The organism is Arcanobacterium ihumii, assembly GCF_900604515.1.
GTDB classification, from domain to species: Bacteria; Actinomycetota; Actinomycetes; order Actinomycetales; family Actinomycetaceae; genus Arcanobacterium_A; species Arcanobacterium_A ihumii.
The window spans coordinates 21549-35151 of the sequence record NZ_UWOS01000003.1; the positions used below are offsets into that span (position 1 = coordinate 21549).

At 46.0% G+C, this 13603-nt stretch carries 13 protein-coding genes; 7 read left to right on the top strand and 6 right to left on the bottom strand.

Features of this window, described 5'->3' with window-relative positions:
- Positions 1–71: 71 nt before the first annotated feature.
- The 4 genes from EIH22_RS07455 to EIH22_RS07470 all read right to left on the bottom strand — a co-directional run bounded on the left by EIH22_RS07455 (position 72) and on the right by EIH22_RS07470 (position 5669).
- On the bottom strand, positions 72–1079 hold the full coding sequence (locus EIH22_RS07455; RefSeq protein ID WP_124055196.1) for an asparaginase: 1008 nt from the start codon (positions 1077–1079) through the stop codon (positions 72–74).
- 12 nt (positions 1080–1091) lie between these two features.
- Positions 1092–2564, bottom strand: coding sequence for an amino acid permease (locus tag EIH22_RS07460; protein ID WP_124055197.1), 1473 nt, complete (start codon positions 2562–2564; stop codon positions 1092–1094).
- A 502-nt stretch (positions 2565–3066) separates the two neighbouring features.
- Positions 3067–5322 carry a VaFE repeat-containing surface-anchored protein gene (locus tag EIH22_RS07465; protein ID WP_124055198.1) on the bottom strand — a complete coding sequence of 752 codons (2256 nt, stop codon included), beginning with the start codon at positions 5320–5322 and terminating at the stop codon, positions 3067–3069.
- 119 nt (positions 5323–5441) lie between these two features.
- Complete coding sequence (locus EIH22_RS07470) at positions 5442–5669, bottom strand: hypothetical protein (protein ID WP_124055199.1); 228 nt, start codon at positions 5667–5669, stop codon at positions 5442–5444.
- Positions 5670–5981: 312 nt separating this feature from the next.
- Here EIH22_RS07470 and EIH22_RS07475 point away from each other — a divergent pair, with 312 nt between their 5' ends.
- A complete protein-coding gene (locus EIH22_RS07475; RefSeq protein ID WP_124055200.1) occupies positions 5982–6689 on the top strand; it encodes an HNH endonuclease family protein in 708 nt (235 codons plus the stop codon).
- Positions 6690–6922: 233 nt separating this feature from the next.
- On the top strand, positions 6923–7249 hold the full coding sequence (locus tag EIH22_RS07480; RefSeq protein ID WP_124055201.1) for a hypothetical protein: 327 nt from the start codon (positions 6923–6925) through the stop codon (positions 7247–7249).
- Positions 7250–7430: 181 nt separating this feature from the next.
- Here the strand turns inward: EIH22_RS07480 and EIH22_RS07485 are convergent, their stop codons facing one another.
- Complete coding sequence (locus tag EIH22_RS07485; RefSeq protein ID WP_124055202.1) at positions 7431–7637, bottom strand: hypothetical protein; 207 nt, start codon at positions 7635–7637, stop codon at positions 7431–7433.
- A 393-nt stretch (positions 7638–8030) separates the two neighbouring features.
- Here EIH22_RS07485 and EIH22_RS07490 point away from each other — a divergent pair, with 393 nt between their 5' ends.
- From EIH22_RS07490 to EIH22_RS07510, 5 genes are all read left to right on the top strand, one after another.
- A complete protein-coding gene (locus tag EIH22_RS07490) occupies positions 8031–8222 on the top strand; it encodes a hypothetical protein (RefSeq protein ID WP_124055203.1) in 192 nt (63 codons plus the stop codon).
- 62 nt (positions 8223–8284) lie between these two features.
- Positions 8285–9121: a tyrosine-type recombinase/integrase gene (locus EIH22_RS07495; protein WP_200829220.1), complete on the top strand. Its 837-nt coding sequence runs from the start codon at positions 8285–8287 to the stop codon at positions 9119–9121.
- Between the two features lie 94 nt (positions 9122–9215).
- The gene (locus tag EIH22_RS07500; RefSeq protein WP_124055205.1) at positions 9216–9986 is read left to right on the top strand and encodes a ParA family protein; all 771 of its coding nucleotides are present in this window, start codon (positions 9216–9218) and stop codon (positions 9984–9986) included.
- On the top strand, positions 9983–10357 hold the full coding sequence (locus tag EIH22_RS07505) for a hypothetical protein (protein WP_124055206.1): 375 nt from the start codon (positions 9983–9985) through the stop codon (positions 10355–10357). Before EIH22_RS07500 ends, EIH22_RS07505 begins: the two co-directional genes overlap by 4 nt.
- 15 nt (positions 10358–10372) lie before the next feature.
- Positions 10373–11311 carry a hypothetical protein gene (locus tag EIH22_RS07510; protein ID WP_124055207.1) on the top strand — a complete coding sequence of 313 codons (939 nt, stop codon included), beginning with the start codon at positions 10373–10375 and terminating at the stop codon, positions 11309–11311.
- A 510-nt stretch (positions 11312–11821) separates the two neighbouring features.
- On the opposite strand, the gene EIH22_RS07515 is transcribed toward EIH22_RS07510, so the two are convergent.
- Entirely contained in the window at positions 11822–12541 is a 720-nt protein-coding gene (locus tag EIH22_RS07515) for a CPBP family intramembrane glutamic endopeptidase (RefSeq protein WP_160149051.1), read from the bottom strand.
- Positions 12542–13603: the final 1062 nt, after the last annotated feature.

The window sequence follows — 13603 nt, forward strand, 5'->3', positions numbered from 1 at the left end:
CTCCTCAGTGACAGTTGGCACGTCTTCGTTAACGCTTTTGCTGTAATTTCATTGTTTCACGATTTCATTCTTTACGCAGTGCCAAGCGTGAGTTCACCGCAGAGTGGAGTTTCCATCCAATCCCGAAATTCTTTTCCATGCATTCCCTGCGAAAGAAGGAAAATAGTCTTTGCATAGCAGGCTTCAAACGTCATATTCAAAGCGCTCACAACTCCAAGCTCGGCAAGCGCATATCCCGATTCATAGTGTCCAAGCACTACATGGGCCTGCATACACTGCGAGGAAACAATCACTTCTACTCCGTCATTCACAATTTCGACCAACACATCTACTAAGCCAGGCTCATCCGCTGGAATATTTCCAGTGCCATAGGCGCGCAAAATTACTGCTTCGGGCCGAGGCTCAAGCATCGCTTTCACTCGCGTTGCAGTAATACCCGGTACCAGATCTAGAACGACGACGTCGTGGCGATCGTATTTATTGATGTCACCAACATCAGAAGAAAACGCTTTGTCACCGAAGTCGCTCCATTGCCATGGAGCTCCAGTAGTTGCGAGAACAGGAGAATTCGGAGAAGAAAATCCTTCGAAATTCCATGACGACCATTTCGTTGCGGAAGCTCCATTGATGATGGAGCGACCAAAAACAAGTGCCACGCCTCTAACATTTCCGCTGGTAATAGCCATTAAAGCATCAACTACATTCGCATAAGCATCAGTATCGAGAGCGCCGATCGGGAGTTGGGAGCCAGTGAGAACAACTGGCTTCCCAAATCCCCGAAGTGCGAATGCTAAAGCAGATGAGGCATAGGCCATCGTGTCCGTGCCATGCAAGATAACAAATCCGTCGGCATCGTCACGTGAATTCCATAGTGTATCGACCAATGCTTGCCAGTCTGCAGGTGTAGCGTTAGATGAATCGATAAGAGTTTCAAACTCAGTGAGGGTCACTTCTCCAATGGTTGGACGCCGTGATACCAACTCTTTGAGCCAAGTGTCGAGATCAGCTCCAGGTGCCAGACCTGAATCGGTCTCAACCATTCCGATTGTTCCACCTGAATAAATGACGTTGATTCGCACGATTTCACCTTACTATGAGGTTACGCCTGTAGCTCCGCCGTCTATGGTTTCGGCATCAAGCACGTGATCCATGAGGTCGCCACGAATACGGTTACGGACCGAATACCAGCCGATCACCAGCATAACTGCGATGCCAATAAACATGAAGATCGTTGGACGACCGACTTTTGGATCGAACCACATCGAACCGATGACTAGGAGTAAGAACGCAATTGCGACCAAATTTGTATATGGGGCAAAGCGCAACCGGTAGTTAGGACGCTCCTCGATTCCACGTTCAGTCCGGCGAACAAAGATCCAATGCGTGATCAGGATTGAGATCCACGTACCTGCAATTCCGATGGCCGCGAGGTTCATGACGATTTCAAAGGCCTTGCTTGGATAGGCATAGTTGATGAGCACACCGATGAGACCAAGTACAGCTGTGATGATGATTGCGTTCATCGGAACGTGGTTCTTATTGAGTTTCGCTGCCACCTTTGGCGCTTCACCTGCGACTGCAAGCGAACGGAGGGTTCGTCCAGTTGCATAGAGACCCGCGTTGAGGGAAGACAACGCGGCGGTGAGAACGACGATTTGCATGATCGTGCCAGCATGAGGAATACCAATGCCACTAAAGAAGGTAACGAATGGGGATTCGTCTGCGGAATAAGCGGTCCAGGGAAGGACGAGCGTCATGAGGATAACAGCGCCCACGTAGAAAAAGGCAATACGCCAGATCATCGAGTTGATTGCCTTGGGTAAGACAGTCTTTGCATTCTCAGCTTCACCAGCTGCAACACCGACCATTTCAGTGCCACCGAAAGCAAAAACGACCCCGAGGGAAAGCGTGAAGAGTGGAAGGACTCCCAATGGGAAGAAACCACCAGCATTGGTCAGATTATGAACACCAGCAGTGTGGTTACCAACGCTCTGACCGGTAACGATTGCCCAGATCGCGATAGCCATGAAAATAAGGATTGCACTTACTTTGATAAGTGCAAGCCAGAATTCAAATTCTCCAAAAGCCTTGACGGAAAGGATGTTGAGGACGAGTACTAGTAAGAGCGCCACAGTTGCCAAAACCCACTGTGGGACCGCTTGGAAAGTTGGCCAGTAGTGCAGATAAAGAGCCACCGCCGTGATGTCTGCCATGACGGTAGTCGACCAGTCTAAAAAGAATAGCCATCCTGTCACGTAAGCACCTTTTTCGCCCATGAATTCGCGAGCATAGGAGACGAACGCCCCCGAAGACGGTCGACGAATTGAGAGTTCACCAAGGGCACGTACCATGATAAAAGCAATGACACCACATAGCGCGTAGGAGATAGCGAGCGCTGGTCCACCTTGAGAAAGGCGTCCACCAGCACCAAGGAACAAACCAGTTCCGATCGATCCACCGATTGCGATCATCTGAATATGCCGGTTTTTCAAACCTTTTGAATAACCCTCATCAGCTTTATCTTGGGCTTGTGAATTGACTGGAGTGCCAGAATTCTGGTTCATACGAAAACTCCATCTGTTGAGTCCGCACCGCGGAAGTGGATAAATATTAAGATCGCATACCCTCGCATACGCTCACATGACCATTTTTACACCTCGGACAAGAGGTCGAACGCAAATCGTAATTTTTAGATAATTTTTCACTTAACTCACATTTGCATTACTTAACTAATTTAGGATAAAAGCCCCATGGCGTTCAATGCCGTGAAAACAAATGTTAGCTTCGTGAAGTCACCCACTGTACAGCATTTAGTGAAGAGATTAGAAACCTGCTTTTGTGAGTAAAACCAAGTCGAGCATGGAGCACCTTAATCCTGCCGAATATGGTGACGACAAAATTACAGGGCTCAGCAACGGTTGAAGGCGTGGCTTTCACACTGAATTTGCCACACCTTCAACCAGGTATTCTATTTTCCTAATCCACCGTTTTCCACCATCAAGTCAAAATGCCTTTAGACTTGATCAATTATTCATCGATGCGGATCTATTTCCATCGTTGCTCGCCCTACAGTTTTTCACTGGTTCTTTGACCTTTTTGCGATTTCATCCATGCGCCAGCACCACCTAAGAGTAGAAACAGTGCAGCGCTTTCCCAAACATAGTAGTTTGCGCCAGTAACCGCTAGCGCCGCCACTAGTTCCTTATTCACCTTAATCGTTTGCAGTTGTTCATTCACATCGTGATGGACAGCAATCGTCTTTCCCGCGAGTTGTATATCTTCAAACACCACGACGCTTTCAGCGTTTAGTTTCGAGGCATCAAAGTTCATCGTTACAAAGGCACACTCTGAAGGATCTTTTGGCAAAAAATCGATCTGGGAAGAAACTGCCTTCCCCTCCGAATCAAGGACAGGACTTCCATCACGATAGTGAAGTGATCCAGTAACTTGGTAGATAGTTCCGGGAATTAATGATTGTTGCAAATCGCAAACTTTATCGGTAATTGATTGCTCAGGTTTAGCAATCACCTCTTTAGAACCGTTATGAGTATTTGAAGCTGATGTGAAAAGAGCAGGCATTTTCCGCTCAACTACGTATTGTTCTTTCGAATCTTCGAGTGAAGAACGGAATGGCTTCACTCGATCATCGCCAACAAATGACGTTTCAAATACGTATGTACCTGGAATATCACCGTGTTCATCGCGTTTAACTTTGAATTCTGTTGCACCAATATTCGGGTAATACCCGTTTTGCGCAGATACGTTTACTTTTGCGATTTCTTCCGCAGCGCCACGGTTTTCATCGGTTACCTCAGTTCCTTTCGGAAAGAAAAGTAGCGTTTGAGTCATAGATTTTTGATCAGATCCAAAATATTCGTCACCTAAAAAATCACCATGGTTCACCGGAAATCCCTTCACAAATAAATCATCAACTAGGTAGGATCCCGATTTTGTTTCTCGGATAGACATCGTCGAATCTATCTCTGCCGTTGTTCGGTAGGAAGTGGTTTCATTTGGTATTCCATAACCGTCTGCCCAATCACTATGGATATAGTTCTGCACTTCGTTCGGTTGCTTTGATTTTTCAACACTCCAAACAACCGTGGCAAAACCTGGCTTATTCGACTTAAAGGATGCCTTCACAGAGCCTGGTCCCTTTGCCACAACGCTCACTGATTCAATAGCAACCGCTCGGCTGGGAACAACATCTATCTTTTTCGGTGGATTCTCACCCATAAAATATGCCGTTGCTGTAAAAGTAACCGGAACCGGCGTCGTCGTGTCATCGAAATTGAGCCATTTTCCATTTCCATAGCTAGGATCCGATAACGCATTGAATGTATCGATAAAGACTCCGTCATCACTAATCTTCACCACCTGCGATGTTCCCATCGGCTGAAAATCATACGTAACGTCCCAACGCGGGCCAGATATTAAAATTTCTTCAGGGTCGTAGATTATTGAGTTTCCATAGGTAACCGTATTTTGTGACTGGTCATTAATGAGTTTGGTAAGAGTTTTACGAGAAGCCTTAAATTTTATCGAGGTTTCTACCTTGCCATTTCCAGTGGATTTCCAACTCAAGGTCATCGGTGTTGATTGACTTGTCCCCGTCCAGATTTGTGTACCAGTTGTATCAAATACAGCTGGACCGCTCAGCATCACAGTCATCGGAATTCCCTCGATATATGCTCCGGTTTGGTTGGTAACACCGATTGAATGGATATTACCTTTCCGCAACTGTTCACCCGAAACTCCACCGGGCTGGTATCCAACTGCTGCCGAATTCTTAGCTTCAGACGCAAGCCCCTGCGCTGTGCTTTCAATGTGCGGCGCATACTTTCGAACTGTGGACATAATATCGTTTACTACATTTTGTGCCGAAGAATCTGAATAGAGCTTAGACCCCACGGAATCTTCTTCAAAATTTGCGTGAACTAGGAGAGAAATCGCCGATTGCACCGCAGGGTCCGTCGACCCCTTGTATCTGTCTAAAAGGTACGCCATTTGAGGTGTTGTCAATTCTAGACCGGAAACTCGTGGAATAGCCGTGTCCAGCGTTGCTACGCTGATAACTTGGTCTCCACTGACCGGTGCAGAAAGACCACTTTGTACACAGTAAGCTACCAATCCTCCGGTTGACGAACTAGGTGCCTGCGTACCCAACCAAGCAGTATCTGTTCCTTCTCCGATGTAGTAACCAATTCTCCCTAGTCCCTCTGGGTCGTTGGCTGAAATCGTGGCGTGAGCTGGTTGGGAAAACGCCATTGAATAGCTAAAGAAGAAAAGGAATACCGTGTTTATCATGACGTAGAATCGCATTCTGCGACGATGTCTATAGGGTTGCATTATTACTCCATTCAGTGGTTTTTGGGTGTACTAAATCCAGCCCGCTCGGGCTGTAATACTTTGTTTGATCGTGAGAAAGTGCACGAGCTAGGTCAGCAAGGCATCACCCATGAGTTATCATTCGTATCTGCACGAATACCTTGATCTCGTTCATCAGTCACAACCCACACGCCGTCAGCGCTATTCGCCACTGACTCGCTACGTTCAATGAGGATCCCTGCTACTAAAACAACAAATGTAAGTCCGCCAAGCATAAACATGATTACTCGGCGTCGTGTCTGTCGAGGCAGATCATTTTTTCGCAACTTTGATTCGCCCATCGCTTTTGCTCTCTTGATTCATATGGTTAATGCAGATACCAAAACCGAAAATTTCCTTGAGATTCTCTATAAATGATTCACTCAAGATCCCTATGGCAAAGGCGATAATCTATTTGTAGCAATATTTAGAAAAACCATATTTTGTTTTCCACAAGGTGGGTGAAAACACCTGAAAATTAGCTAAAATATTTCCTACATTTTCCTATTTGTTTTACAAATATGCTGGTCTTTACGCTATTCGCTATTGTTGTCCACGTTAAATGGAATAGTATTCATTTCACATAACTCAACGTCGAGTACGGAGGTACAGAAATGAAAAGAAAACTACTTGCTTCAGTCACAACTCTTCTAACGTTCGTGGCATGCACACCAGCAATGGGATTAACCGACTCTCCTGCGGTGCAGTCACAAATAACCATCGAAGCTGCTAGAAGCACAAACCTAAACAAGGCAACGACGATCGACTCAGAATCTGCTGAGGCGGAATTAGATAAATTGCCTGTTAAAGGTCGCGCACCAAAAACGGGATATAGTCGCAAGCAATTCGGGCCCGCCTGGGCCGACACCGACCACAACGGTTGTGACACGCGAAATGACATTCTCCAACGCGATCTTACGAATATTAAAACTAAGGCGAATGGATGCACGGTTCTTTCAGGCACCCTCGTTAGCCCCTATACTGGGGAAACAATCGAGTTCGTCCGCGGAAATTTGACATCTAGCCTCGTTCCAATCGATCACGTCGTAGCCCTTTCCGACGCTTGGCAAAAAGGAGCTCAACAAATTTCGGCCGAGGATCGCAAAGAGCTTGCTAACGACCCACTTAACCTCATCGCCGTCGACGAAAGGTCCAACAAACAAAAGAGTGACGCTGACGCTGCTTCATGGCTGCCGAGTAATAAGTCATTTAGGTGCGAATACGTTACAAGGCAGATTCAGGTAAAGACCAAGTATCAACTTTGGGTAACGAGCCCCGAGAAAACCGCAATGAAGGACGTACTCGCTACGTGCCCACGCTAAAACTGGCTTCGTGCGGGATTGTAAAATCCCGCACGAATTCCCTACCTCTTTAAGGGCAGCGACAACGGATCACATTAGTTTCATGAACAACCCCAGTTGGACACAACCTAGTTTCCGGTACGCATTTATTGGGCACCTAGGAACAGGGTTCTTTTCTTTTGACGCTTTCCTTGGCTGAATTTTGCAACGTTGTGTTTAGGATTCATCTGCCAAGGTTCTTCACCTTAGCTATTATGCTTTTGATCGCAGAGTTCCTCTCCCAGCTATTCCTAACTGTTTTTGATCGAAGAATCGAACAAAAACGCAGGCGCACTGGAGCCAGCTCCCTTCCCAACGCAGTTTCAGGCGTTGCAGTTCGAACCTTAGCATTCGCCGTCGTCGGAACATTTACGACTTCATCGAGAGCTACAGTAACGATCGTCGTCTGTGCCTTCCTCGTTTCCTTAGGCGAAATGGCTACGCTGAAATCGTGGAAAGATGGACTTGACGACGACGAAGTACGGCACGCAGTCCAAGAGACGGCTCAGCTTGCGCGCGATACCTTTCACGGATCGGATTGAATCTTAGCTGACGAGCCAATACGTTCTTTTCGAGTTTTGCAGAGATAGGACGCCATAATTATTGCGAGTGCTAACAATGCTATGGTGCTAATGATTATCATTGTTCGAGCGGAGATGTCAGCGAAAAGAACTGTATAGCTCATAGGAAAATAACTGAAAACTCTGGGTGATTGCACCCTGTTTATTCATCGGATTGTTTTATATTCATTTGCTCTTGGATAGCATCAATTTTCTTTTCAACCCTGACATTATGCCGCCCCATAATTCTCTCGACAACAATGATGCCGGTCACCACCAAAACTATGATCAGCACACCAAACCAAAACCAGTAATCAGAGGATTTTGGCAGGAGTACGGACCCCTTAGCACAATATAGTTCGTTAAGCACACTTAACATCATTACCCCTGTGCAACTGCGACCATACCGTACAGATTACTACGAACACCTATCAATCTAGTATTCATATTGGTTGACAAATTGAGATGCCGTATAAGGAGCCAGCAATATGGTCTCGCCCGGTACTACAGCTACAGAGTCCACTAGCAATACACTTTGAAAACAGAGACTCCATGGCGCTCGATCGATTCGTTCGAAACTGTTACGTTCGAATTATCGGGATTATGTGCATGGTCATTGTTTACATTACATCTCTATTCGAACATGACAGTCGAGGAGCGGTGGTTTCTACCGTTTTCATCGCAGTAACACTAACGGTCATTCGTAAGATCAGAGCTGAAAAGCCGAAGGATAAGAATACAAAATTCTAGTTCGGTGCGAATTATGCTCATTCGAAAAGTTGGGATTGTTGAACTTGAAAAAACAAAATCCCCAGACTCTGTTGAGTCCAGGGATTCTGGTTTAGTTGCGGGGACAGGATTTGAACCTGCGACCTCCGAGTTATGGGTATTGAACACAATTGATCGTCTTTTGTTTTGTCGCGTTATCGATAAAGATTTCGGGCTGGTTGCGTAATGTTTGCGATCAAAAAATCGAAGCATTTTTATTTCCGATTAGACCTATCGTTAACATGCTGCATGACTAATACACTATGGCCAGTGCCGTCCGAGTGGGAGAAATCCTTAATTTTGTGGGAGCAATATTTAATTGCTTGTAACAAAAGACCCCGAACTGTTGAAACTCGCATTCGCGCAATGCGTAACTTTGCTAGAGAAATCAATGAAATTCCTCAAAATGTCACTGAAGATGACATATTTTCCTGGGCTGGACGCAAACAATGGGCAGCTGAAACTAGGCATTCAAAATACGTAACGCTGCGGTCATTCTACGAATGGTACGCAAGGAAGAATGAGTTGGCTGATCCAACTCTTTATCTTCCTTCAATACACCGAGCCTGTCCTCCCCCGCGTCCTATTCCCGAGTTTTTGTATGAGCAAAGCCTGAGTGACACCAATTCCCGCCGAACTCTCTTGATACTGCGGTTAGCTGGGAATCTAGGTCTACGAGTCGATGAGATTTGCCGGGCCAATATCGAAGATATTATGCCAGATTTGCTTGGTTATAGTCTTCGAGTTACCGGCAAAGGCGGTGTTGTTAGGTACCTACCGCTTCCCACCACAATGCATCGTGATCTAATCGCCGCTGCAGATCCCGTAACAGGTTTTGTTTTCCCAGGCAAGATCAACGGTCATTTATCGGCACGGTGGGTCGGAAAAATCGGCGCTCAAGCGCTCCCTGGTGAGTGGACTTTGCACACTCTTCGGCACCGTTTCGGAACCATTTCCTACCGGCAAGATCACGATCTACTCACAGTACAACGCTTGCTCGGCCATCTTCAAGTTTCGACAACTCAAAGATACGTAGAACCAGCAAAAGAAGCGATGAGGTCAACCATTCTCGCAATAAGCATTTAACCGACAAAACTAACAATCTATGCCGAAACATCATTTTGCTGGCATCTCCGGCAGAGCCAGCACCGCTGGCAAGGCCAGCAGAAAGGAAAACTCGATGATCATTTCAGTTTGTAATCAAAAAGGCGGGGTGGGTAAAACCACGTTGGCTACTAATATTGCTCAGCGGCTTTCAGAAAACGGCAGACATGCTGTTTTATTGATTGATGCAGATCCGCAAGGTAATGCATCAACGACAGTCGGTGCCGATGTCGGCACCGAAACATTAACCTTGAATGATGCTCTCACGGCGGTAGCGTCAGGTGCTCCCGGCTCAGTGATTACCCAGACGATCATAGAGTGTCTGCCGCCGTGGACTATTTCGTTGATTCCAGCAGATCGTCTACTCGCTTCGCGCGAATCAGACACTTCCCTAGGACGGGAGAATCGCCTCAAGACTATGTTGGAAGCGGTTCAATACGATTTCGACCACGTTGTGATTGATTGCCCACCTTCCCTTGGAATGCTGACCACAAACGCACTCGTAGCCTCAGATAAAGCTTTGGTGGTTACCACCGCTCGTGAAACGAGTTTTGATGGGGTCGCGGAAATAACCTCTACTATCGCAACTGTACGCGCACATTATAATCCTGACCTTGTTTTATCTGGGGTTGTGGTCAATTCTTACCGTGCAGATCGGTTGGATCGCCGTGAATGGTTTGATCATCTTCAAACCTATTACGGTTCACATCTTCTGCCCAGCGCTATTCCGGAGCGTGAAGCTATTGCTGCCGCAGCCTCTAGGCATGAACCTATCGGCTACGTGGACGACATCACTCACAACGCTTTAAATGCGTTGATTCAGATTATTAAGAAAGAGTCGAAATGAAAACTCCCGATCCACACGTGCTTTCAAAAGCAACAATCAATGATCCAATCATTGTTGGCAACGCCAGCGAAGTGGGCAGTGCCGGATATGCCAGCCAAGCCAGCCACGCCAGCACTGCTGGCAGTGCCAGCGAGACTGTTGAAACCCGGGTTAAGTTCACAATCCGTCTACCTAAGACTCTCATGGGCAGGATCCGGGCAGCGTATCTTGCTGATCTCGCTACAGGTGGGGCACCGACTCTCTCTGAATGGGCTGCTGAGCATCTCGAGCAGGCTGTGAATGAGTCTGAGCAGCGTGTTAATGGCGGAGCACAGTTCAGGCCTGTAGGTACCGGGCGTGTGCCACGGCTGCCTTTGTCCGGACGCGACTAGTCCAAGGCGATTATCATGGATAAGGGCAGATCACGAACAACAGATCCACTAACCAGCAATATAGCTGGTAGTAAGTTAAAGAATTTCACTAAAGATCATGGGCGGATCCTTAAAGCTCTACACGAGTATGAAAATCTTACTGATTCTGAGCTTGAACAACTTGCTTCACGACGTCACTGGCCGATGTGCGGGAAAGACTATTACCGGCGGCGTCGTTCTGATTTGAAAACAATGAACCTTATAACCGCCACTGATCAAAGGCGGGCAAATCCACAAGGAAATCTAGAGACCGCATGGGCTCTCAACATTGAAAGGAAAACACGAATGGAAACACAAACCGGTGCATCATTCGACGAAGGCAACATTATCTTCATCGATCTAGGTGATGACGAATACGGGGTGGAAGGTAAAGACCTCCAACCAGGTGCCGAGGTGAAAGTATCGAAAAAGAACGGTGGTAAAGCCACCGTCATTATCGACGAGATTATCGACGAGGAGGACGGTATCCAGACCGCTACCTTTACGTGGCCGGACGAGGTTGGCAAAGCTTTAGAGGACGGCCAGACTATTTTTACCCAGACCGATAATGGTGAATGGCTTATTAAAGGTTATGCGTTGATTGAGGGTGAAAAAGTCGAAGTCACTTCACGCAATGGAAAGAAGCGCACAGTCATTGTCGGTCCTATCCATAGCGCCGACGAGAATAGGCTTCAAACAGCTGCGTTTGAGAATGTCGAATCCGATATGAGTGACTTGCTTGCTGATGGGCGCATCATTTTCATCCGTGACGACGGCGAGTACCTCATCAAAGGTAAAGGGCTAGCGAAAGGCTCAACAGCTAAAGTTACGAAAGCTAACGGGAAGAAAGTGAAGGTTACTGTGGGACATGTTATTTCCGACGAGAATGGCATTCAGACCGCTACTTTCACTTCGATAAACAAGAGTGAAAATTGAGGTAATTAAAACACTGCTGGCTTGGCTGGCACTGCCAGCCAAGCCAGCAGTGCCAGCAAAAAATTGTTAGGATAAACGTATTGTTAATCAAAGACACCTGGGTAAGTGGTTCGAAAGCGCAATCTGTTGCTTATCAATTAAAAGCCCACGGAGCGTCGCGAGTTATCGCATTAGCTGTCGCTAGAAAAATAAAACCTAACTTCCTAAATTCCAATGACATAATCAGTAATTTCGAGCGCCCTAGTAACGTGTTTAACCCAGCTATTTCACCTTGGAATATTTGAAACAATTTCGTTTCTAGATACACACATTGAAGTGGTTAACGCATAACATGCTAGATTTCTGGGTGTTCTGACCGAGTTATCAGTGTGGCGATAATGAGCGATATGCTAGCGCTAAGGTCTGGTCAGGATTTCTTTGACCCTACTGTTCCACAATTTGCTGCGCCGCATTTGAAGCAATTCACCACATTAAATTGGACGGAATTTTAACAGGAACACCGCTGTCACATTAATGAAGTTTTTGTTTACCATTTTTTGTCACGATCCAAATGATTCCGAACGTCAAAATAAGCGGGAAAAGGTAGTGCTCAATGAATTGGGTTGCCACAACAATGCTCGATTTTGCTTTGGACATATTGCTTATCAGCACAAAATTCAAGATGAAATGCCCCAAAAATAGCGGCAAAATGCGGTGCGTTTTGATGAAGTAGAGGGCTGTGAACACCGCAAGGGGTGCCATAAAGAGCAGCGAAGTTATTGATCCCATATGTAGGTGAATTACTCCACGGATAACAACCATGATGATGAGCGAGATGGAAGTGTTTATGTGCGCTTTCTTTATCAATAACCATAGGACAATACCTGTGAAAACAACTTCTTCCGTTGCTCCCATGACCGATCCAGATAATGTATCGGCAAGAGGCGAATATCCTGAGTAATCAAGGTCAAAAGTGGCTTCGGTAGCATTCCTCAGTAGTTCGTCTATTTGGAAACGCTGTGCCAATACAACGAGTTCACGCTGCAAGATAGGGTAAATCAAGAGCATGGCAATTGTTCCTACCACGCCATAAGTAAATGTTTTTGTGGATTCTAGATCCGGTTTAGCGATAATTGGTGATTGTTTTGAGTTGGTCAGCTTCATAAATAGTAGCCAAGAAGCAATCATCCATATTAAATAAAAGATGAACCCGTGGAACTTGTACGGGGGGAAAATATTGCCTACATCCACGTAAAAGCCTAGGGCAGTTGTACTTAGAGATGTTGCGTCGAAATATACCCATAGGTTTTGAAGGATAAACGACACAGGTGGATAAAACACAAACAGGTAGAGCAATACGTTGGGTATATTCTTTATTTTTTTTATCATAATCACCTAAAGTAGGGATTGCTTTCTTCTCGTTGAAGTTCCACGGGTAGATATTATTGTTTATTCATCATACTTAATCGGGTCTATCGCGTCAGTACATCCCCAAGTTGTACCAACACGGACACATTCGTTGCAAAGATATTTAACTCCACCAATCCATTTTATAGTTTCTCCAGCTTTCCTGGGGTAGCCCGGTCCAACTTTGATTGTGCAGTGCGGTGGCCGAGGAGATAAGCCTTGTGTGTATGAGGAATTGTCAGATCCCAATAGTGAAGGTTCCGAAGGTACTCCGACACCGGTAAGCGCAACTCCTAGAAGTAATGACGTGAGAGCGTACAGTGTAGTTTTCATAAAAACTCCTTTGTTTTCTAGTTGGTGGTTGTAGCTTAATCCACAGCCTTGCACCTGTCCTTCAATTTTCTCGAAATCGACAAATTGGATATAAGTTTATTTACCGACAAGCTAAGGGAGAGGCTAATCGGCGGCATCGTTCGTGCTCATCATTCGTTCGCGAAATATTGACCACACTATCAATTATTTCCTTTTAAAGTTCATTATCAGAATCGAACGTCGAATATATACACGAGAATTCTACATAAAAGCACTGGCGGCTTTTGGAGCAATGATCGTTGGTGTCCTTTTCTGGATCAGTATTTAGGTGAGACTACTAGAAAACAGATACTAGAATTTATAGAAAGAAGAGAGTGGCTGCGTTTAGCGTAGTCGCCCTCTTTGTTTCCAAGTTCATCGGCTGCGTGATTTTTGGTGTGTCACAGGTGCGGGTGTATCGGTTTGCACGGGCATCATGCGTTTAGGTTGATGGTTTGGGACAATGATGTCTGTTTTTCCTTCTTCACTAAGGCGGATCGCGGCTCGTATGTTTTGTAGGTTGAATCCTGTCCATGTTTGACGGTTTGCACCTGT